Genomic DNA, 21,412 nt, shown 5'->3' on the forward strand with positions numbered 1-21,412 from the left:
CTCACATGCGGAAGATGCCGAACTTCGGCTCGGGAATCGGCGCGTTGCGCGACGCGGCCAGGCCCAGCGCGAGCACGCGGCGCGTGTCGGCCGGATCGATGATTCCGTCGTCCCACAATCGCGCCGTCGCGTAGTACGGATGGCCCTGGTCTTCGTACTGCTGGCGGATCGGCGCCTTGAAGGCTTCTTCCTCGTCCTTGCTCCAGCTTCCGCCCTTCAATTCGATGCCGTCGCGCTTCACCGTCGCCAGCACGCTCGCGGCCTGCTCGCCGCCCATCACGCTGATGCGTGCGTTGGGCCACATCCAGAGAAAGCGCGGGCTGTACGCGCGGCCGCACATGCCGTAGTTGCCGGCGCCGAAGCTGCCGCCGATGATGATGGTGAACTTGGGCACGTTGGCGGTGGCCACGGCCGTCACCATCTTGGCGCCGTGGCGCGCGATGCCTTCGTTCTCGTACTTGCGGCCGACCATGAAGCCGGTGATGTTCTGCAAAAACACCAGCGGGATCTTGCGGTGGCAGCACAGCTCGATGAAGTGCGCGCCCTTCTGCGCCGACTCGCTGAACAGGATGCCGTTGTTGGCGATGACGCCGACGGGCATGCCCTCGATCTCCGCGAAGCCGCAGACCAGCGTGGCGCCGAAGCGCGCCTTGAATTCGTGGAACTCGCTGCCGTCCACGATGCGCGCAATGATCTCGCGCACGTCGAAGGGCTTGCGCGTGTCGGTGGGAATCACGCCGTAGAGCTCTTCGCGCGGGAACTGGGGAGGCACCACCCCGCCCGTTCGGGCTGAGCTTGTCGAAGCCTCGCGCGACACTTCGACAGGCTCAGTGCGAACGGTCCTGTTGAGATTCGCCACCGCCGAGCGCGCGAGCGCCAGCGCATGCAGATCGTTCTGCGCAAGGTGATCGACCACGCCCGAGAGCCGCGTGTGCACATCGCCGCCACCGAGGTCTTCGGCCGTGACAAGCTCACCGGTCGCAGCCTTCACGAGCGGCGGACCGCCCAGGAAAATCGTGCCCTGGTTCTTCACGATGATCGATTCATCGCTCATCGCCGGCACATACGCGCCGCCCGCCGTGCACGAGCCCATGACCACCGCGATCTGCGGAATGCCCTGGGCGCTCATGTTGGCCTGGTTGAAGAAGATGCGGCCGAAGTGGTCGCGGTCGGGAAACACCTCGTCCTGGTTCGGCAGGTTGGCGCCGCCCGAGTCGACCAGGTAGATGCAGGGCAGGCGGTTCTGTTCGGCGATTTCCTGCGCGCGCAGGTGCTTCTTCACCGTCATCGGGTAGTAGGTGCCGCCCTTCACCGTCGCGTCGTTGCAGACGATCATGCAATCCACGCCGTTCACGCGGCCGATGCCCGCGATGATGCCGGCGCCGGGTGCGGACTCCGCACCCTTGGCATCGAGGTACATCGCATGCGCGGCGAGCGGCGCGATTTCGAGGAACGGCGTGCCGGGGTCAAGCAACTCTGCCACGCGATCGCGCGGCAGCAGCTTGCCGCGCGCCGTGTGCTTGGCGCGCGCGGCGTCGCCGCCGCCCTGCTCCACTTTGGCGAACTGCGCGTGCAGGTCGTCGACCAGCGCACGCATCGCTGCGGCATTCGCCTGGAAGTCAGCCGAACGTGCGTTGAGTTTGGTTTCGAGTTTGCTCATGCTGTCTTTTCTTGCGTGAGACCGAGTTGCTCGGTCATGGCATCGCGGATCTTGAATTTCTGGATCTTCCCGGTCACCGTCATCGGGAATTCAGTGACGAACTGGATGTACTTCGGCACCTTGTAGTGCGCGATCTGGCCCTTGCAGAAGTCGCGGATCTCGGTGTCGGTTGCGGTCTGGCCGGGCTTGACGATGATCCAGGCGCACAGCTCTTCGCCGTACTTCTTGTCGGGCAGGCCGACCACCTGCACGTCCTGCACCTTCGGGTGGCGATAGAGGAATTCCTCGATTTCGCGCGGGTAGATGTTCTCGCCACCGCGGATCACCAGGTCCTTGATGCGTCCGACGATGTTCACGTAGCCCTCGGCGTCCATGGTGGCGAGGTCGCCGGTGTGCATCCAGTGCTCGGCATCGATGGCCTCGCGCGTCTTCGGCTCGTCTTCCCAGTAGCCGTGCATCACCGAATAGCCGCGCGTGCAGAGCTCGCCCGACTTGCCCACGGGCATGACGGCGCCGGTTTCCGGATCGATGATCTTGACTTCGAGGTGCGGCTGCACCGTCCCGACGGTGGACACGCGCTTGTCCAGTGGCGTGTCGGTGCTGCTCTGGCAGCTCACCGGGCTGGTCTCGGTCATGCCGTAGGCGATGGTGATTTCGCCCAGGTGCATCTCGTTCACCACGCGCTTCATCACTTCGATGGGGCACGGCGAGCCGGCCATGATGCCGGTGCGCAGCGTGGAGAGGTCGAACTCCTTGAAGCGCGGATGGTCGAGCTCGGCAATGAACATCGTGGGCACGCCATGCAGGCCCGTGCACTTCTCGGCCTGCACGGTCTCCAGCACGGTGAGCGGATCGAAGCCGTCGTTCGGGTACACGATCGCCGAGCCGTGCGTGAGGCAGGCGAGATTGCCGAGCACCATGCCGAAGCAGTGGTACAGCGGCACCGGAATGCAGAGCCTGTCGACAGGCGAAAGCTTCATGCATTCGCCGATGAAGAAGCCGTTGTTCAGGATGTTGCGGTGCGTGAGCGTCGCGCCCTTGGGAAAGCCGGTGGTGCCGCTGGTGAACTGGATGTTGATCGGGTCGGTGGCCTTCAGCGTCTTCTGGACGGCCGCTACGCGTGGGTCGGATGCATCACCGCTCGCGAGCAGTTGGCTGAAGCGCTGCATGCCGGGCTCTTCGACATCGGCTGCGGCCTTGCCGTCGATCCAGAAGGTGTGCTGCAGCTGCGGCAGGCGCTTGGGACCCAGCTCGCGCAGCATGCCCAGGTAGTCGCTGGTCTTGAACTGCGCCATCGTCACCAGCACCTTGCAGCCGACCTTGTTGAGCGCGTACTCGAGCTCGGAGGTGCGGTAGGCCGGGTTGATGTTGACGAGGACGAGGCCGACCTTGGCGGTGGCGATCTGCATCAACACCCAGGGCGCGTTGTTGTGCGACCAGATGCCGACGCGGTCGCCGGTCGCGAGGCCGAGGTTCAGCAGCGCGCTCGCGAGCTTGTTCGACTCGGTCTGCAGTTCGCGATAGGTGAAGCGCTTGCCTTCGTGGCGGCTGACGAGGGCTTCGCGATCGGGTTGCTTCTCGACCATGTCGTCGAAGAAGTCGCCGATGGTTTGCTCGATCAGCGGGACGTCGGTGACGCCCTTGCCGTAGCTCTCGGTCAACGCAGCAATCATGCTCATGTTCCTTGTCTCCGTTTTGTCTTGCTCCTTCCCCTTCCGGGGGAAGGTCGGGATGGGGGCAAGCGGCGCTTGTTCGGCGCAGTGCTTCATCGATTGCCGCTAGCCCCCACCCGCCCTCGCCCGGAAGGGGAGGGAGAAAAACAGCTTATGCAGTTTCCGCGAACAGCTCGCGACCAATCAGCATCCGGCGGATTTCACTCGTGCCAGCGCCGATCTCGTACAGCTTCGCATCGCGCCACAGCCGCTCGACCGGAAAGTCCTTGGTGTAGCCCACGCCGCCCAGCGCCTGGATCGCCTCGCCGGCCATCCATGTTGCCTTCTCGGCCGAATAAAGAATCGCGCCGGCCGCGTCCTTGCGGAAGGTGCGCGCATGGTCGTTGCGGTCGCAGGCCTTGCCCACGGCATACACGTAGGCGCGCGTGGCCTGCCACGTCGAATACATGTCCGCGAGCTTGCCCTGCATCAGCTGGAACTCGCCGATGCTCTGGCCGAACTGCTTCCGCTCGTGGATGAAGGGCAGCACCGCGTCCATGCACGCGGCCATGATGCCCAGCGGGCCGCCCGAGAGCACGGCGCGTTCGTAGTCGAGGCCGCTCATCAGCACCTTCGCGCCCAGGCCTTCGCCGCCGAGCACGTTCTCTTCGGGCACTTCGCAGTTGTCGAAGAACAGCGGGTAGGTGTTGGAGCCGCGCATGCCGAGCTTGTCGAGCTTGGTGCCGGCCGAAAAACCTTTGAAATTCTTTTCCACGATGAAGGCCGTCATGCCGCGCGCGCCCATCTCGGGCTCGGTCTTGGCGTAGATGACCAGCGTGTCGGCGTCACCGCCGTTGGTGATCCACATCTTGCCGCCGTTGAGCACGTAGTAGCCGTTCTTCTTCTCGGCCTTGAGCTTCATGCTCACCACGTCGGAGCCGGCGTTGGGCTCGCTCATGGCCAGTGCGCCGACATGCTCGCCGCTCACCAGCTTGGGCAGGTATTTCTTCTTCTGCGCGTCGCTGCCGTTGCGGTGGATCTGGTTCACGCACAGGTTGGAGTGCGCGCCGTACGACAGGCCCACAGAGGCCGAGGCACGCGAGACTTCTTCCATGGCCACGATGTGCGCCAGGTAGCCCAGCTCGGTGCCGCCGAACTCTTCCTTCACCGTCATGCCGTGCAGGCCGAGTTCGCCCAGCTTCTGCCAGAGGTCGTGCGGGAACAGGTTGTCGCGGTCGATGTCGGCGGCGCGGGGGGCGATTTCGTTGGCGGCGAAGTCCTGGATGGCACTGCGCAGCGAGTCGATGTCCTCGCCCAGGTCGAAGTTCAGGCCGGGATCGTGCATGTGTCTTGTCTCCTCTGAGGGGTCGGCGCGCAGGGCTGCCCACGCGGAATGGCGCTTGGAAGAATCGCAGCTTACGCCTCGTCGCGCCGCAATTGGCGCCACAATGGTTGCAAATTGCGCCACGACTTCACCGCCCGACCATGACCTCGCCCGCCTTCCTGAAGCCCGCCCGCGCCGTCACCCCCATGGCCTTCGTGAGAGCCATCGTGAAGGGCTACGAGCGATATGGAAAGGACCCGGTCGAGGCCCTGAAGTCGGCACAGATCACGCCGCGTGAACTGGCCCGGCCGGGCGCGCGCGTGACGGCGGCGCAGTTCGAGGCGCTCTCGGAACACGCCATGCAGGAACTGGACGACGAAGCCCTCGGCTGGTTCTCGCGGCGCCTGCCCTGGGGCAGCTACGGAATGCTGTGCCGTGCCTCGCTGACCTCGCCCGACCTGGGCGTGGCCATCAAGCGCTGGTGCCGCCACCACCGCCTGCTGACGGAAGACATCGGCCTCGCGCTCGAAGTGGCCGGCGGCGTGGCCACGCTGCGCATCACCGAGAACCGCCCGCTGGACGAGGCCTTCCGCGAGTTCTGCCTGGTCACCAGCCTGCGCTTCATGCACGGCTACATGTGCTGGGCGATCGACTCGCGCATCTCGCTGCGCAGCGCAACCTTTCCGTTCGCCGAGCCGCCGCACCGCGACGCCTACGCGCCGATGTTCACGCCCGAAGTGCGCTTCGACGCACCACAGGCCACCATCAGCTTCGACGAGCGCTACCTCGCCCTGCCGCTGCAGCGCGACGAGCGCGCGCTGCGCACCATGCTCAAGCGCGCGCTGCCGCTCACCATCCTGCAGTACCGCCGCGACCGCCTGCTCGGCCAGCGCGTGCGCGAGCTGCTGCGCTCGCGCGCGGCGGAGGCCAGCACTGCCGAGGCGCTGGCGGGGCTGCTGAACGTGTCAGGCCGTACGCTGCACCGGCAGTTGCACGAGGAAGGCACTTCGCTGCAGACGCTGAAGAACGAAGTGCGCCACGAACTCGCCGTGGAGCAATTGCGGCGCACCAACCGGCCGATCAAGCAGGTGGCGCTGGCGGTGGGCTTTCGCAACGAGAAGAGCTTTTCGCGCGCGTTCCTGCAGTGGACGGGGTATGCGCCAAGGGATTTCCGGCAGCAGGGACCTTCTTCGTGAACTGACGGGGTCCGTGCTGCTCGTGGCGAGCCGTCGTCAGGCGGATGCCACGGCGGCCATCGCCTGGAACTGCGCGGCCTGCCATGCGTGCTCCTCCGCGAACGCGTCGGGGTCCTTGAGCGCATAGGCGCCATAGGCATAGACCGTGGCATACGCCGCGTAGTCGGCGGCTTCGAGCGCCTGTCCGGCCAGCGCCTTGGAAACCGCGTAAGTGGCGGACACCGCCGCATGCGCCGCGCCATCGATGGAGCCCGACCCCGGATGGCTGCCGGCCGTGGCGGCTGCGCGCTGCCGCGCCGACGCCAAGGCCGCCGCATCGCACCGGCCTTCGAGAAAGGCGCCGAGGGTGTCCAGGCAATCGATGGCCTCCGGGGATTCGAGCAGGTGCCGCACGCGCTGCACACACGCAAGGCCAAAGCGCAGCCGCAGCAGCGAATGGGCTTCGGCCTCGAGATCGGCGGCCTCGGCGAGACGCCGGAGTTCGGCGTTCATTTCCTTCTCTCTTCAGGCGGAGGGTGCCGCGGCGATCTTCGCCAGCGCGTCGGCGATCGACTGGCTGTCTTCCGGCCGCACCAGCTTCGCGACTTCCTTGCCATCGCGCATGAACACGAGCGTCGGCCAGAGCCGCACGTTGAACGAGCGGCCGAGCGGGCGACCACTGCCGTCCTCGACTTTGATGCGCGGAATGTCGGGGTACTTGGCGAAAGCTTCGGCGATGTTCGGTTGCGCGGCCTTGCAGATGCCGCACCAGTTGGTGCCGAACTCGACCACGGCGGGGCCCGAGCGTGCGTCGATCTCGGCGCGGTCGGGTTGTTCTGTCTTGTACTCGGAGGTCATGGGCTGGGTTCCTTGGTTCCTGCGAATGGAGGGAAAACGGAAGAGAAAACGGTGCCGACCATTCCACCAGAAAGTCAGGCCGCCTGCAGGCCAAAGCCCGATAGCAGCGCCGGCAATTCGGCCATGTCGCTGAACACCCGCACCGCGCCCACGCTCAGCAGCGGACCGGGACCGCTGTGGCCCGATTCGCCCGTGCTGTAGCCGAACACCGTCGCGCCAGCGGCCACGCCGGCCATCGCGCCGGTGACCGTGTCCTCGACGACGGCGCAGCGCTTCGGGTCGACTCCCAGCGCTTCGGCGGCGGCGAGGTACACGTCCGGATGCGGCTTGGAGCGCGGCATTTCGTGGCCGCTGAAGATGCGCCCTTCGAAGCAGTCGAGCAGGCCGACCTTGGCCAACTGCAGCTCGACCTTGTGGCGGTCCGCGCCCGAGGCGCAGGCGATGCGGCCCTTCAGCATCGCGTGGATCTGGCGGATGGCCGCGGGGGCGTTGGGGATCGCGATGAGGTCGCGTTCGAGAGCTTCGTTGCGACGGGCTCTGAAGAGCTTGAGCCACTCGTCGGTGATCTTCACGCCGGTCCTGGCTTCGATCAGCGGGGCCTCGTCCTTCACGGCCTTGCCGGTGAAGGTGTTCATCGACTCTTCGGTGGTGAGGTGCCAACCGAGCTCGCCGAGCATTTCGGCGAGCACGCGGTTGGTGATGGGTTCGGAGTCGACGAGGACGCCGTCGCAGTCGAAGAGGACTGCGGCGAAGGGGAATGGGGTCATTGGGGGTTTCGTCTGGTGGCTTGGGACGATGGTAGCAATTGGGGGTTTTTCTTTTCCGAGGCCGGGTCTCGCCCCGGCGGGCGACCTACTTTTCTTTGCTTCGCCAAAGAAAGGTAGGCAAAAGAAAGGCGACCCTGCTGTCTGCGTCCCTACGCTTCGCTTCGGGCAACCTGCGGTGCTCACGTTCCGCGGGGTCTCGCCCAAACTCGCTGCGCTCAAACAAGGGCGAGCCCTGATCCGCGAAACGCTCCGCTCCTCGGCGCATACAGAAGGGCTTGGGGAACCGACGCGCCATCGCTGCGCTCGGCGACTTCCTCGGGCCTTCGCTTTGCTCGGCTCGAATTGCTCCCTCTCCCCTTGGGGAGAGGGTTGGGGTGAGGGCCGACGGCGCAGAAACAACGCTTCGTCCGCATGAAGGCCGATGCCCTCACCCCCGCCCTCTCCCCAAGGGGAGAGGGAGCAAGTCCAACCTCCCGCAAGCAAAGGCAAAGGCCCGACCGAAATCAGCGGCCGAGCGAAGCAATGGCCCGATTGCAAGCCGAGCGCAGCGATGGCCCGTTCGGTACCCCACCCCTTCTGGCTGCGCCGAGGAGCGCAGCGGTTCGCGGATCAGGGGCTCGCAGCTGTTTGAGCGAAGCGAGTTCTGCGAGACCCCGCGAACCGCGAGCACCGCAGGTTGCCCCGTAGCGAAGCGCAGGGGTCGCAGACAGCAGGGTCGCCTTTTCTTTGCTTACGTTCTTTTGGCGAAGCAAAAGAAAGTAAGTCGCCCGCCGGGGCGAGACCCGGCCTCGGGAAAAAACCTTACGACACAGCCCGAATAGGAATGTAGATCTCCCCACCTCCAGCCATGAACTCCTTCGACTTCTCCTCCATGCCTTCAGCCATCGCCTCGGCTTCGGCCACGCCCTTCTTCGCCGCGTACTCCCGCACTTCCTGCGTGATCTTCATCGAGCAGAACTTCGGTCCGCACATCGAACAGAAGTGCGCCACCTTGCTCGAGTCCTTCGGCAGCGTCTCGTCATGGAATTCGCGTGCGGTGTCGGGGTCGAGGCCGAGGTTGAACTGGTCCTGCCAGCGGAACTCGAAGCGCGCCTTGCTCAGCGCATCGTCGCGCGAACGCGCACCCGGGTGCCCCTTGGCAACGTCCGCTGCATGCGCAGCGATCTTGTACGCAATGATCCCCTGCTTCACGTCGTCGCGATCCGGCAACCCCAGGTGCTCCTTGGGCGTCACGTAGCACAGCATCGCAGTGCCAGCCCAGCCGATCATCGCGGCCCCGATGGCGCTGGAGATGTGGTCGTAGCCCGGCGCGATGTCGATCGTCAGCGGCCCGAGCGTGTAGAACGGCGCCTCGTGGCAATGCTTGATCTGCTCGTCCATGTTCGCCTGGATCATGTGCATCGGCACGTGGCCCGGCCCTTCGATCATGGTCTGCACGTCGTGCTTCCACGCGATCTGCGTGAGCTCGCCCAGCGTGCGCAGCTCGGCGAACTGCGCTTCGTCGTTCGCATCGGCGCCCGAGCCCGGACGCAGGCCATCGCCCAGCGAGAAGCTCACGTCGTACGCCTTCATGATGTCGCAGATGTCCTCGAAGCGTTCGTAGAGAAAGCTCTCCTTGTGGTGCGCGATGCACCACTTGGCCATGATCGAGCCGCCGCGCGAGACGATGCCCGTCATGCGGTCGGCCGTGAGATGGATGAACGGCAGCCGCACGCCCGCATGGATGGTGAAGTAGTCGATGCCCTGCTCGGCCTGCTCGATCAGCGTGTCGCGGAAGATCTCCCAGGTGAGGTCTTCGGCCACGCCGCCGACCTTCTCCAACGCCTGATAAATCGGCACCGTGCCGATGGGCACCGGCGAGTTGCGCACGATCCAGTCGCGCGTGGTGTGAATGTTCTTGCCGGTCGACAGGTCCATCACGTTGTCGGCGCCCCAGCGGATCGCCCACACGAGCTTCTCGACCTCTTCCTCGATGCTCGAGGTGACGGCCGAGTTGCCGATGTTCGCGTTGATCTTCACCTTGAAGTTGCGGCCGATGGCCATCGGCTCGACTTCGGGGTGGTTGATGTTGGCGGGGATGATCGCGCGGCCGCGGGCCACCTCATCGCGCACAAACTCGGGCGTGATGATGCGCGGAATGCTCGCGCCCATCGGGTTGCCGGCCACGCGCTTGGCGCGTTCCTCGTTGGCGAGGTATTCGGCCATCCATTCGCGCTTGCCGTTCTCGCGCAGCGCCACGTATTCCATCTCGGGCGTGACGATGCCGCGGCGCGCGTAGTGCATCTGCGTGACATTGGCGCCCGATTTCGCGCGGCGCGGCGTGCGCTGCAGCGCCGAGGCGCCGGCGCGCAGCTCGGCCAGGCGCTGGGCATCGTGGTCCTGCGCGTGCTTCAGGCCTTCGTCGAGCGCCTGGTGCGAGCGGCCTTCATAGCTTTCGGTGTCGTTGCGCTCGGCGATCCATGCATCGCGCACGCTCGGCAGGCCGCGGCGCACGTCGATGTCGACCTTGGCATCGGTGTACGGGCCCGAGGTGTCATAAAGCGAGACGGTCTCGCCGTTGGTCAGCAACACGTCGCGCACCGGCACGTTCAGGTCGGGCCGGCTGCCCGGGATCAGGCACTTGTGGGATGCGGGAAAGGGCTCGCGCGTGAGCGAGAGCAAAGAGGTGAACTTGTCGGGGGCATTCATGTGGGCACTCCTTGTTGAGGGAAAGGGTGCTCCGCAATCGCTCGGTGGACTTGGGGCCGTCACGGAAGGTGGGTGACGGGACCTCGGTCAGGGAGTGCAGCTCTTCTTACGCCGGTATGACCCGGATCAAGTTCGCGGGTCGGCAGCTTTGCCATCTCAGCACACCACGTGTGTGCACCCCGGAGCGGGGCCGATTGTGCGAGCCCCGGCCCGGCGCGTCAACCCGTGTCAGGCCACGGGGTGTTGCAGATCGCCTTCGAGGTAGTACCAGCGTTCGCCTTCCCGAACGAAGCGGCTGCGCTCGTGCAGGCGGGTGGCGGTACCGGTGGCGGCGCTGCGCTGGCGCGCGACGAATTCGACCTCTGCGTGGTCCGCATCGAGCACCGAGCGCGAGCGGATGTCGAGGCCCAGCCACTTGACGCCCGGCTCGAATTCGATCGATGCCGGTCGCTTCGACACATGCCAGGTGGCCAGCAGGTACTCGGCGCGTTCCAGCACGAAGGCCGAATAACGCGAGCGCATCAGCGATTCGGCGTCGGGGGCGGGCGTGTTCTCGAAATCATCGAGATAGCGGCCACAGCACAGGGCGTAGCCGATGGGTTTGTCGCGGCGGTCGGTGCGGCCGCAGGGGCAAGGTCCGGTGGTGGGATCGATGGCGCTCATGAAGACCGCTATTGGAACACCTCGCGACGATCCCTCCGATGGGGCAACCCCGGAGCCTCGGGAAGCTAGCCGGGGCGGCTCGCCGCGATGGCGTCCCGCAGCGCCCGTGCATCGGCCGGCTTGTAGATGAGCGCATAGCCCGCGCGCTCGACCTCCACCCGGTTGGCATGGGCGGTTTCACCCGTCAGGATGACCACGTTGCGCACCTTGCCGACCGCCTGCAGCGCCTGCGCGGCCGCCAGGCCCGAGAGGCCGCTGCCCAGCCGCAGGTCGCTCAGCATCAGGTCGAACACGCCGCCGTGCTGCAGCGCCTCGCGCGGGTTGGCGGCCAGCGCCACGTCGTGGCCCCAGCCGCCGAGCAGCGAACGCATCGCCTCGCGCACGGGTTGCTCGTCGTCGAGCACCAGGATGCGGATCGGGGCGCCCGCCAAGGGGCTGGCGGGCACCAGGGCCGATTCGGCGGGCACGGCGCCGGCCAGGGCGACCGCTTCCTCCAGCACCAGCGAGAAGGTGCTGCCACGGCCGGGCGCGGAGCGTACTTCGATGCGCGAGCCCATCACCTGCGCCATGCCCGCCACCAGCGACAGGCCCAACCCGAGGCCGCGGCTGCGGTCGCGGCCGGGGTTGTCGACCTGGAAGAACTCCTCGAACACCTGCTCCCGATGCTGCGCCTCGATGCCCACGCCCGAGTCGCGCACCTCGATGCGCCAGGCGGGCATGCCGTTCGCCGGACGCTGCACCCGCCGCGCGAGCACGAACACCGTGCCCACGGGCGTGTACTTGATGGCGTTGTCGACCAGGTTGCCCAGCACGCGCGCGAGCATGCGCGCATCGGCCCGCACCACCGCCTCGGTCGGGCGGATTCGAAGCGTCAGCCCCTTGGCGTCGGCCAGCGCCGCAAAACGCCCGTCGAGCGACCGGAACAACGCGTCCAGACGCAAGGGCTCCAGCCGCACCGGCGCCGCACCGCCATCGAGTTGTGCGATGTCCAGCAGCGCGTCGATGGAGCCGCGCAGCGCATCGACGCTGTCGCGCATGAAGCGCAGGTTGTCCACACGGGGCGCGCTACGGGTGTCGAGCGCATCCACAAAAATCGCCAGCGCATGCATCGGCTGGCGCAGGTCGTGGTTGGCGGCCGCGAAGATGCGCGCGCGCTGCGCGGCCATCCGAGCCACATGGTCGAGCTGGCGCGACAAGGCATCGGCCAGGCGCGCGTTCTCGAAGCCGTTCTCGATGGAGCGCACGATCAGCCGGTTCTGCTTGCGCGCGTAGTGCAGCGATGCAAGCAACTGCGACACCGCCAGGCACCCCATGATCACCGGCACGCTGCCCGGCTCCAGCACCAGCCGCAGCGCCAGGCTCAGGAACACCGGCACGCCGAAGCACACCGCGGCCAGCCACCATTGCGCGAGCGCGGCGATGATCACGCCGGTAGTGCCGCTGATGAAGAAGTACATCAGGAGGATGTACGCAAGATCGCCGTGCGGAAAGAAGAGCCACGGCGCGAGCGCCCACACCAGCCCCGGGAACAGCATGCGCAGCTCCAGTTGCCGGCGCGTGCGGGCGGCCAAGGCGGCGTCGATGGTGTCCGGGTCCACGCGGTGCAGGTGGCGGTGCATGTTCCATTGCATCGCATGCACCAGCACGGCCCACACCAGCGTGCCGCGGTCGCCGGTCAGCACAAGGAACAGCGCCCAGAACACCGCCGCCGTCACAGCCGCCGAGAGCGGCGTGTCGCGCGTGTCGACGATGTAGGCGCGCGCGAGGCTCTGGTCGACCAGCGGGTTGGGGTTGGGCGCCTCGACCCAGTAGCCGCGCAGCCGCTGCCACGGGGATGCGGAAGGCTGCGTTTCGGGCGAAAGGGAAGGAGTAGGACTCGAAGACATGGATGGGCGTGCAGCACGCGATTCTGCGCGCTCCCCGTGACGGCACCGGGGCATCCACCCTTGGCGCGGCGCTTGCTAAACGTTAGCCTTACATGTGGACAACCAGAGCGAGGCGGCGATGTACCTGACAGGCTCCGAACAGCAGGCACTGCGCGGCGTTTTCACGCTGCTGGCGCAGGAGCGCGGCGAAAGCGACGTCCGCGAGCGCCTGGGCTGGGCGCTGCTCGACCTGCTGCATGCGGACCAGTTCGCCTCCTTCGTGTGGAACGCCGAGAGCGGCCGCTTTGACGGGCGCGTGGCACTCAACATGGACCCCGCCAACCTCGATCGCTACGGCGAATGGCACCAGCACCACGACCCGATCACCTTCGTGCTGCAGTCGCACCGCCGCGCCACGCGCGTGACCGATGTGATGCCACAGCGCGAACTGATGCGCACGGAGTTCTTCACCGACTTTCTCTCGCGCGACGGACTGCACTGGGGCATGAACCTGCATGCCTTCGAAGGAAGCCGCGCGCTGGGCGACCTGCGCATCTGGCGGCGCAAGGGGCGCGGCGATTTCGGCGAACACGAGAAGGCGCTGCTCGACCTGATCGAGCCTGCGTTCATCGGCGCGCTGCAGCGTGCACAGCGCACGGCGGCCGCGGTGCCGATGCCCGCCGGGACTGCTTCATGGGATGACCTGAGCGCGCGTGAGCAGGAGGTCGCACGGGCCGTGTGCGAGGGCCTGACCGACAAGGAGATCGCGCGGCGCATGGCGGTGAGCGTGCCCACTGTGCGCACCTATCTGCGGCGCATCTTCGACAAGCTCGGGATCGAGCGCCGGTCGGCGCTGGCGGGGCTCGCCAAGCGCTGATACGGCCGGGCCGCCCTACTTCGCCTTGGGTGCGGGCAGGCGGCCCAGCACGCCCTCCACCGCCATGCCCACGGCGAGCAGCTTGCGGTCGCTGCCGGCCGGCCCGTCGAGTTCCAACCCGATGGGCAGCCCGCTGGCCGCCCCCAGGCCCGAGGGCAACTGCACTCCCGGAATGCCGGCGTTGCTGCCAGGGTCGGTGTTCTGGATCAGCGCGCCGAAGTTCTCGGGGCTGCTGGCTTCGGGCGCGGCCGCCAATGCAACGCGCGGCACCGTGGGAAACACGAGCGCATCGAGCTTGTTCTTCGCGAAGATGTCGCGGTAAAGCTTCTGCAATGCGGGCCGTGCGACGCGCATCGCGTTGTCGTAAGCCGGCTTCGCGTCGACCGTGCCGTTCGGCGCGGGCAGCTTGCGCGGGATCACGAAGGCTTCGAAGGTGCCCTTGACGTCGGGGCTCGCGATGCCGGCCGTCAACTGGGCGATGTCGATGCCGGTGCGGTACTTCGCGAGGTAGGCCACCATGTCGTCGTGCGCTTCGTACAGCGCGAGCGGGAAGCCGATGGCGCCGTTGAGTTCCATGAGCTTCGGCATCTCCACATCCACCAGCGTGACGCCCGCCGCGCGCAGCTTGGCGAGCGCGGCATCGGTGGCGGCGCGCGTGTCGGCATCGAGGTTCGCGTAGAAGGCCGGCACCACGCCGAGCCGCACGCGTTTCAGGTCGGCGGGCTTGAGCGGCGCGCCGCCCGCGATCACGCGGTCGAGCAGCGCGACATCGGCCATCGACTGCGCCATCGGACCCGCGGTGTCGCGGGTGTGCGAGATCGGCGCGATGCCTTGCTGCGAATAGCGCCCCATGCTCGGGCGCAGCGATGCGCAGCCGTTGAACGCACACGGAATGCGCACCGAGCCGCCCGTGTCGGTGCCCAGCGCCGCCGGCGCCATGCGCGCGCCGAGCGCCGCGCCGTTGCCCGACGACGATCCGCCCGCGATGCGGCTCGCGTCGTAGGCATTGCGCACGCCGACTTCGGGGCCGGTCTGGAACGCGGGGTTGTAGCCGGTGACACCGAAGGCCAGCTCATGCATGTTGGTCTTGCCGAGGATGACCGCGCCCGCCGCGCGCAGCTTGGCGACCACGGGCGCATCGGCGGCGGGCACGAAGCCCTTGAGCGCGGGCGAGCCGGCCGTGGCGGGCAGGCCCTTCACCTGGATGTTGTCCTTGATGACCACCGGCAGCCCGGCCAACGGCTTGCAGGCTCCGCCGCGCTTTCTCTCTGCATCGGCGGCGCGGGCGGCCTTCAGCGCGCCGGCCTCGTCGAGCGTGACGAAGGCATGGAGATTCGCCCTGGCCTTGGCTTGCGCGACGTAGGCGGAGACCAACTGCTCGCTGGTTACAGTGCCGGCACAGAGCTGCTGCACGGCATCGCTCGCGGTCAGCGTGGCGACGTCCATGGCGGCGGGTTGCTGCGCTTGTGCGGATGCGCCGAGGCACGACAACACGGCCGCGGCAAAGGAAACGGGTTTTGAAATGGGCATGGCAATAACCTCCGACGAAGAGACCGCCATGCTGCGCCGCCGGTGTCGTCCTGTCTGTCATCGAAACCGATGACACGGACTGAAGGCGCTACTGGAACATCACCCACTCGGGCCGCATGTTGAACCGCACCGGCAGGATGCTCACGCCCAGCCCGCTCGTCACGTACATGCGATTGCCCTTGTGCGCGACCCAGCCGTAGGCCCACTCGCGCGGCGCGCGGCCCGGCACCACCAGCGCGCCACGGCCCGGCACACTGATCTGCCCGCCATGCGTGTGCGAAGCGACCACCAGCCCACGCGTGCGCGGCATGGTCGCGAAGCTGAAGGGGTCGTGCATCATGACCAGCGTGGCCGCGCCCTTCGGCACGCCGGCCAGCGCCTTGCCGGCCTCCGAATGGCCGGTCGAGTCGTCACCGATGCCGACCACCCAGAGGTCGTGGCCCGGCAGGCGCACCGAGGCGTTCTCCAGCACGTGGATGCCCTGCGCGGCCAGCGCCTTGGCCGTGCGTTCGCCGTCGTGCCACCAGTCGTCGTTGCCCAGCACCGCGTACACGCCCTGCGGCGCTTTCAGGCGACCGAGCACGGCGGCCATGTCTTCGATGGAGAAGGCCTCGTCGTCGCCCGAACCGGCCAGGAAGTCGCCGGGCAGCAGGATCACGTCGGGCTGCGCTGCGTTGATCTCGTCGACGATGCGCGCGGCGCGCTCCGCGCCGGTGACGCGCCACACCGAGCGCGTGGTGAGGTGCCAGTCGCCCGCCATCGCCACCTTGAGACCGGCCGGCGGCTGCCACTGCGACGAAGCCAACGGCTCGACGCGCGCCGCGACCCAGCGCGGTTCGATGACGAAGCCCCACACCGCCAGCGCCGCGAGCACGAGTGCCGCGGTGATCCGAGCCCAGGGGCGTCTTCGAGGTTCGGTCAAGGCCGCTTCAATTCTGGATAGATCGTCATCAACTGCATGGCCACGCCGTTGGTCCAGCCGAAGCCGTCCTGCAGCACATACTCGCCGCCGCCGGCCTCGCCGCTGTTGTCGATCACGTTGTATTTCTCGACCAGCTTGCCGCTGCGGCCGTAGACCTGCTGCACCTTGCCCATCCAGCGCGTCGCGATGTCGCGCGCGAGCGCATGTTGCCCATAGCGCCGGAGACCGTCGACCGCGACCCATTGCAAGGGCGCCCAGCCGTTGGGCGCATCCCATTGCTGGTCGGTGGGAACCGGCGTGGTCACGAGGCCGTACGGCTTCAGCAGTTGCCTGCTTGTCCAATCGGCGACGCGCGCCGCCTGCGCTGGCTCCGCAAGGCCGACGAACAGCGGGTACAGCGTGGCGGCACCCGGCCGGCCGGTCGGTTGCCGCCTGATCCACTGGTAGTCCACGTAGTGACCGGCGGCTTCGTTCCACAGGTACTTCTGCACCGCCTGCCGGCGGCGTTCGGCGCGCTGCGTGAAATCGGCGGTGCACGCGGCGTCCCGCACGCGCTCGCAGCCCAGGCGGATCGCGTTTTCCATGCCGTACAGCAGGCTGTTCAGGTCCACGGGCACGACCGCGGTGGTCTCGATGGTGGCAAGGGTCTTGCCGTCGGCGAACCAGCGGCTGCTGAAGTCCCATCCGCTCTCCGCGGCGGCGCGCACATCGCGATAGACCTCGGCGGCGGGGCGGCTGCTCTTCCTGGCCAGCGCGACATCTTCCGCATACGACTCGTCGCGCGGCACGGCGCGATCGTCGTAGTAGCGGTTCAGCACGCTGCCGTCGGCCAGCGCCACCACGCGGCGGTGCGCGGTGCCGGGCTTGAGGCCCTTCGCGCCCTCCATCCAGAACGCGTATTCGCGCTGGAGCTGCGGCAGGTAGCGCGCATAGGCGGCGGCTTCGTCCTGCGTGGACAGCAGCCCCACCATCTTGAAATAAAAGGGCGGCTGCGAGCGGCTCAGGTAGTAGCTGCGATTGCCGTTCGGGATGTGGCCGTAGCGGTCGATGAGGCTCGCGAAATTGCCGACCATGTCGCGTATCGCGCGTGGCTCGCCGTTCTGCAGCAGGCCCAGCATGGTGAAGTACGAGTCCCAGTAGTACACCTCGCGAAAGCGCCCGCCCGGCACCACATAGCGGCCGGGCAGAGGCAGCAGCGAGGAGCCTGCGGCCGGCTTCTGCGGTTGCTGTGTCAGGTGCGGCCAGAGGCTGGCGATGTGTTGCGTGAGCGACTGCGAGCGATCGCTGACGTAAACGTCGGCGTTGTCTTGCGGCAGATTGAAATGCTGCCGCACGAAGCCGGACAGATCGAAACCGGGGCGGTCCTTTTCGCGCTTGTATTGCGCGGCGACGGCGGCGGGTGAACCTTTGGGCACGGCATCGACGAAAGTCTTGCCGTCCTTGAAGACCTGCCCCAACTGCACCGCGGCGAACAGCTCCGGATACAGCGCGGAAGGCGGCGCCGGCCAGGCCGCGGCGGGCTGGGTGGCAACGAGTACTTCGGCATTCGCAGGCGCGTTGAATGCACCGAATGCCAGGCTGGTTGCCACTGCCGCGGCAGCCGCAACGATCGTGAAGCGCGGACGACGAAGCAGCGTGGCCGCGAATGCCTGGGTCATGTCAGTCTCCCCTGTCTTGGTCGGCGGAAACTCTACATGACGGGTGACGATCGGCGACCGTCACCCTGTCGCCCGGCGGGGCATCAAGCCAGTGCGCGCTGGATCAAAAGCTTCTGGATGTCCGACGTGCCTTCGTAGATCTGGCACACGCGCACGTCGCGATAGATGCGCTCCAGCGGAAAGTCGTTCACGTAGCCGTAGCCGCCCAGCGTCTGGATCGCGGCGCTGCACACGCGCTCGGCCATTTCGCTCGCGAAGAGCTTGGCCATCGCCGCTTCCTTCAGGCACGGCAGGCCCGCATCGCGCAGGCTCGCTGCGTGCCAGATGAGTTGGCGTGCCGCTTCGATCTGCGTTGCGCATTCGGCGAGACGAAAACCCACGGCCTGCTGGTCGAAGATCGAGCCGCCGAAGGCCTGGCGCTCCTTGGCATAGGCGAGCGCCACATCGAACGCGCTGCGCGCCATGCCCACGCTCTGCGCGGCAATGCCGATGCGACCGCCTTCGAGTGCGCCGAGCGCGATCTTGTAGCCCTCGCCTTCGGCCCCGATGAGGTTTTCCGCCGGGATGCGGCAGCCGTCGAAGTTGATCTGCGCGGTGTCGCTGCTGTGCTGGCCGAGCTTGTCTTCCAGGCGCGCGACGGCGTAGCCGGGTGCGTCGGTGGGCACGATGAACGCGCTCATGCCGCGCTTGCCCGCGCCCCTGTCGGTCACCGCGATGACGATGGCGACCTGTCCGTTCTTGCCGCTGGTGATGAACTGCTTCACGCCGTCGATCACGTAGCCGTCGGCGTCCTTGCGCGCGGTGGTGCGCAGGCTCGATGCGTCGCTGCCCGCCTGCGGCTCGGTGAGGCAGAAGGCGCCGAGCATCTGGCCTTGCGCGAGCGGCTCGAGCCACTTCTTCTTCTGCTGCGCGTTGCCGTAGCGCATGAGGATCGCGTTGACCGGGCAGTTGGTCACGCTGATGGCGGTGCTGGTGCCGCCGTCGCCGGCCGCGATTTCCTCGAGCACCAGCGCGAGCGTGAGGTAGTCGAGGCCCGCGCCGCCGTGCTCCTCGGGCACGCAGATGCCGTAGGCGCCCAGCGCCGCGAGGCCCTGGTGCGCCTCCTTCGGGAAGCTGTGTTCGCGGTCCCACTTGGGGGCGTTGGGCCAGAGTTCGGCTTGCGAGAAATCGCGCACCGCGTCGCGGATGGCTTCCTGGTCGGCACTGAGCAGCATGACTTTGTCTCCTTCTTTTTCTTTGCAGTTACTTGCCCGCGCCCAGGTCCATGATCAGGCGCGCGGCCATGTACAGACGGCGCGGGATGCTGCTGATGTCCACGTATTCCGCCTTGTCGCTGTGATAGCCGAAGCCGGGCAGGCCCAGGCTTTCGATCACGGGCTTGCCCGAGAGCGCCGCATAGGCCGCATCGGTGCCGCCGCCGGTGCGCTCTTCCACGCCGAGGGTGCCGCCGGCTTCCTTGTAGAAGGCAACGGCCTTGTCGACCAGCTTCTTGCCGCCTTCGCCCGCATTGAAGGCCGGACGGCCGCGTGTGACCAGCACCTTGACGTCGGCTTCGGGCAGCTTCTTCTGCTGCGCCTTTTCTTCGAGCGTCTTCATCGCGGCTTCGAAGTCTTCGTTCCGCGCATAGCGCACGTCGGCATTCAGCGTGGCGCTGGCCGGGATGATGTTCGACACGTTGCCGGCCTTGGCGATGGTCCAGTTGAAGCGCAGGTGCTTGGCCTTGTCGTCGATGCTCATCGTGCGCAGCACGAGATCCGACGCCTCGACCAATGCGTTGACGCCCAACTCCGGCGCGGCGCCCGCATGCGAAGCCTTGCCGGTGATGTTGACCTGCACATAGGCGATGCCCGAAGTGCCGAGCGAGAGCTTCTCGTCGCCCGCGCTGGTGGGCTCGAACGAGAGCACGTAGTCGGCGAGCTTGGCTTCTTCCTGGATCAGGTCCCGCGAGCCGAAGGAGCCTTTTTCCTCGTCGGTGTTGAAGAGCACGGTGATCGTGCCGTAGTCGCGCACGCCGTAGTCCTTGAGCAGCTTCAACGTGTGCAGGATGACCGCGTTGCCGCCCTTGTCGTCGGCGATGCCGGGGCCGTAGGCCTTGTCGCCCTCGACCTTGAACGGCGCCTTGGCGAGCGTGCCCTTCAGGTACACGGTGTCCATGTGCGACATCAGCAGCAGGTTCTTGCCGCCGCGGCCCTTGATCTTGCCGATGATGTTGTCGCCGACCACGATGCCGGCCGACTTGCTGCGCGTGACGGTGAAGCCCAGGTTCTTGAGTTCGCCTTCGAGGTAGTTGCCGGCGGCGGCAATGCCTTCGGCGTCACCCGTGCCGGTCTCGATGTTGACGAGTTTTTCCAGCGTCTTGATGACGGCGGGCTGCTCGTCGGTGGCGGCCTGGAACAGCACGTTGTCGCGCTTCTGCGCCCAACTGGCGGCGGGTGCCAGGAAGGCGGTGGCCAGCAGGGCGGCCAAGGCGGTACGGTGGATGGATGGGCGCATGAAATCTCCTGCTCTGACGCAATATCTGATTGTTGAAATGCCGGATGGCGAAGGCCAGGCGTGCCCCAAGGGACGCTGCCGGCCGTGCTGCTTAGAGCAATTCGAGTGCCACGGCGGTGCCTTCGCCGCCGCCGATGCACAACGTCGCCACGCCGCGCTTCTTGCCGCGCGCCTTCAGCGCATGGATCAAGGTGACCATGATGCGCGCACCGCTCGCGCCGATCGGGTGGCCCAGCGCGCAGGCGCCGCCGTTCACGTTGACGATGTCGTGCGACACGTCGAGTTCGTGCATCAGCGCCATCGGCACCACGGCGAAAGCTTCGTTCACTTCCCAGAGGTCCACGTCCTTCACGGTCCAGCCGGTCTTCTTGAAGAGCTTGGCCACCGCACCGACGGGCGCGGTCGAGAACCACTCGGGTTCCTGCGCATGCGTGGCGTGGCCGACGATGCGGGCGATGGGCTTGGCGCCGATCTTCTTCGCGTGCGACTCGGTCATCATGACCAGCGCGGCGGCGCCGTCGTTGATCGACGAGCTCGAGGCGGCGGTGATGGTGCCGTTTTCTTTCTTGAACGCGGGCTTGAGCGTGGGGATCTTGTCGAGCTTGACCTTGCCCGGGCCTTCGTCGATGGAGATCACGGTGTCGCCGCCGCGGCCCTTCACGGTGACGGGGGTGATTTCTTCCTTGAAGGCGCCCGATTCGGTCGCGGCCTTGGCGCGCTGCACGCTCGCGATGGCGAAGGCGTCCTGCTGCTCGCGGGTGAACTTGTACTTGGCGGCGCAGTCCTCGCCGAAGGTCCCCATCGAGCGGCCCGGCTGGTAGGCGTCTTCCAGGCCGTCGAGCATCATGTGGTCATAGATCTTGTCGTGGCCCATGCGGTAGCCGCCGCGGCCCTTGAGCATGAGGTAGGGCGCGTTGGTCATGCTCTCCATGCCGCCCGCGACGATCACGTCGTGCGTGCCGGCCAAGAGCAGGTCGTGCGCAAGCATCGCGGCCTTCATGGCCGAGCCGCACATCTTGCTGAGCGTGACCGCGCCCGCGCTGTCGGGCAGGCCGCCCTTGTACGCAGCCTGGCGCGCCGGGGCCTGGCCCTGGCCGGCCATGAGGCAGTTGCCGAACAGCACTTCGCCCACGCTCTCGGGGGCGATGCCGGCGCGCTCGACGGCGGCCTTGATGGCCGCGCCGCCGAGGTCGTGCGCGGAGAGGGAAGCAAAGTCGCCTTGAAAGCCACCCATGGGGGTGCGGGCGGCGCCGACGATGACGATGGATTCGGACATGGTG

Annotated in this window: 17 protein-coding genes and 1 riboswitch; of the genes, 2 read left to right on the forward strand and 15 right to left on the reverse strand. The window is 67.0% G+C overall.

From position 1 onward, the window contains the following. Position 1: 1 nt before the first annotated feature. From QF040_RS20670 to QF040_RS20680, 3 genes are all read right to left on the reverse strand, one after another. On the reverse strand, positions 2–1,660 hold the full coding sequence (locus QF040_RS20670; protein WP_429612613.1) for a carboxyl transferase domain-containing protein: 1,659 nt from the start codon (positions 1,658–1,660) through the stop codon (positions 2–4). Beyond that, a complete protein-coding gene (locus QF040_RS20675; RefSeq protein ID WP_429612614.1) occupies positions 1,657–3,339 on the reverse strand; it encodes an AMP-binding protein in 1,683 nt (560 codons plus the stop codon). Before QF040_RS20675 ends, QF040_RS20670 begins: the two co-directional genes overlap by 4 nt. Before the next feature lie 145 nt (positions 3,340–3,484). Continuing rightward, on the reverse strand, positions 3,485–4,657 hold the full coding sequence (locus QF040_RS20680) for an isovaleryl-CoA dehydrogenase (protein WP_307601257.1): 1,173 nt from the start codon (positions 4,655–4,657) through the stop codon (positions 3,485–3,487). 140 nt (positions 4,658–4,797) lie between these two features. On the opposite strand from QF040_RS20680, the gene QF040_RS20685 reads away from it, so the two are divergent. Next, positions 4,798–5,832: an AraC family transcriptional regulator gene (locus QF040_RS20685; protein ID WP_429612615.1), complete on the forward strand. Its 1,035-nt coding sequence runs from the start codon at positions 4,798–4,800 to the stop codon at positions 5,830–5,832. Positions 5,833–5,868: 36 nt separating this feature from the next. Here QF040_RS20685 and QF040_RS20690 read toward each other — a convergent pair whose 3' ends face one another. From QF040_RS20690 to QF040_RS20715, 6 genes are all read right to left on the reverse strand, one after another. Beyond that, positions 5,869–6,324: a hypothetical protein gene (locus QF040_RS20690; protein WP_429612616.1), complete on the reverse strand. Its 456-nt coding sequence runs from the start codon at positions 6,322–6,324 to the stop codon at positions 5,869–5,871. A 12-nt stretch (positions 6,325–6,336) separates the two neighbouring features. After that, complete coding sequence (locus tag QF040_RS20695) at positions 6,337–6,669, reverse strand: thioredoxin family protein (protein ID WP_429612617.1); 333 nt, start codon at positions 6,667–6,669, stop codon at positions 6,337–6,339. A 74-nt stretch (positions 6,670–6,743) separates the two neighbouring features. Further along, complete coding sequence (locus QF040_RS20700; RefSeq protein WP_429612618.1) at positions 6,744–7,436, reverse strand: HAD family hydrolase; 693 nt, start codon at positions 7,434–7,436, stop codon at positions 6,744–6,746. Positions 7,437–8,237: 801 nt separating this feature from the next. Then, positions 8,238–10,124 (reverse strand): phosphomethylpyrimidine synthase ThiC, encoded by a 1,887-nt coding sequence (gene thiC, locus QF040_RS20705; RefSeq protein ID WP_429612619.1) that lies wholly within the window; start codon positions 10,122–10,124, stop codon positions 8,238–8,240. An 86-nt stretch (positions 10,125–10,210) separates the two neighbouring features. Then, positions 10,211–10,316: riboswitch (TPP riboswitch) on the reverse strand. Positions 10,317–10,352: 36 nt separating this feature from the next. After that, a complete protein-coding gene (locus QF040_RS20710) occupies positions 10,353–10,787 on the reverse strand; it encodes a YchJ family protein (protein ID WP_306881422.1) in 435 nt (144 codons plus the stop codon). A 65-nt stretch (positions 10,788–10,852) separates the two neighbouring features. Then, positions 10,853–12,673: a hybrid sensor histidine kinase/response regulator gene (locus tag QF040_RS20715; protein WP_429612620.1), complete on the reverse strand. Its 1,821-nt coding sequence runs from the start codon at positions 12,671–12,673 to the stop codon at positions 10,853–10,855. A gap of 118 nt (positions 12,674–12,791) precedes the next feature. Between QF040_RS20715 and QF040_RS20720 the strand changes: the two genes are divergently transcribed. Further along, positions 12,792–13,529 (forward strand): response regulator transcription factor, encoded by a 738-nt coding sequence (locus QF040_RS20720; protein WP_429612621.1) that lies wholly within the window; start codon positions 12,792–12,794, stop codon positions 13,527–13,529. A 15-nt stretch (positions 13,530–13,544) separates the two neighbouring features. On the opposite strand, the gene iaaH is transcribed toward QF040_RS20720, so the two are convergent. The 6 genes from iaaH to QF040_RS20750 form a co-directional block, all read right to left on the reverse strand. Further along, positions 13,545–15,059, reverse strand: coding sequence for an indoleacetamide hydrolase (gene iaaH / locus QF040_RS20725; protein WP_429612622.1), 1,515 nt, complete (start codon positions 15,057–15,059; stop codon positions 13,545–13,547). Between the two features lie 88 nt (positions 15,060–15,147). Beyond that, on the reverse strand, positions 15,148–15,981 hold the full coding sequence (locus tag QF040_RS20730; RefSeq protein WP_429612623.1) for a metallophosphoesterase: 834 nt from the start codon (positions 15,979–15,981) through the stop codon (positions 15,148–15,150). After that, positions 15,978–17,639, reverse strand: a complete 1,662-nt coding sequence (treF, locus tag QF040_RS20735) for an alpha,alpha-trehalase TreF (RefSeq protein WP_429612624.1) — start codon at positions 17,637–17,639, stop codon at positions 15,978–15,980. The genes QF040_RS20730 and treF overlap by 4 nt, the downstream gene beginning before the upstream one ends. An 83-nt stretch (positions 17,640–17,722) precedes the next feature. Continuing rightward, entirely contained in the window at positions 17,723–18,853 is a 1,131-nt protein-coding gene (locus tag QF040_RS20740) for an acyl-CoA dehydrogenase family protein (RefSeq protein ID WP_429612625.1), read from the reverse strand. 28 nt (positions 18,854–18,881) lie between these two features. Continuing rightward, on the reverse strand, positions 18,882–20,132 hold the full coding sequence (locus QF040_RS20745) for a M20 family metallopeptidase (protein ID WP_307501296.1): 1,251 nt from the start codon (positions 20,130–20,132) through the stop codon (positions 18,882–18,884). A 91-nt stretch (positions 20,133–20,223) separates the two neighbouring features. Beyond that, positions 20,224–21,408, reverse strand: a complete 1,185-nt coding sequence (locus QF040_RS20750; RefSeq protein ID WP_013543731.1) for an acetyl-CoA C-acyltransferase — start codon at positions 21,406–21,408, stop codon at positions 20,224–20,226. Between the last annotated feature and the right edge of the window lie 4 nt (positions 21,409–21,412).

This window comes from Variovorax sp. W2I14, assembly GCF_050435205.1.
GTDB lineage: Bacteria > Pseudomonadota > Gammaproteobacteria > Burkholderiales > Burkholderiaceae_C > Variovorax > Variovorax paradoxus_C.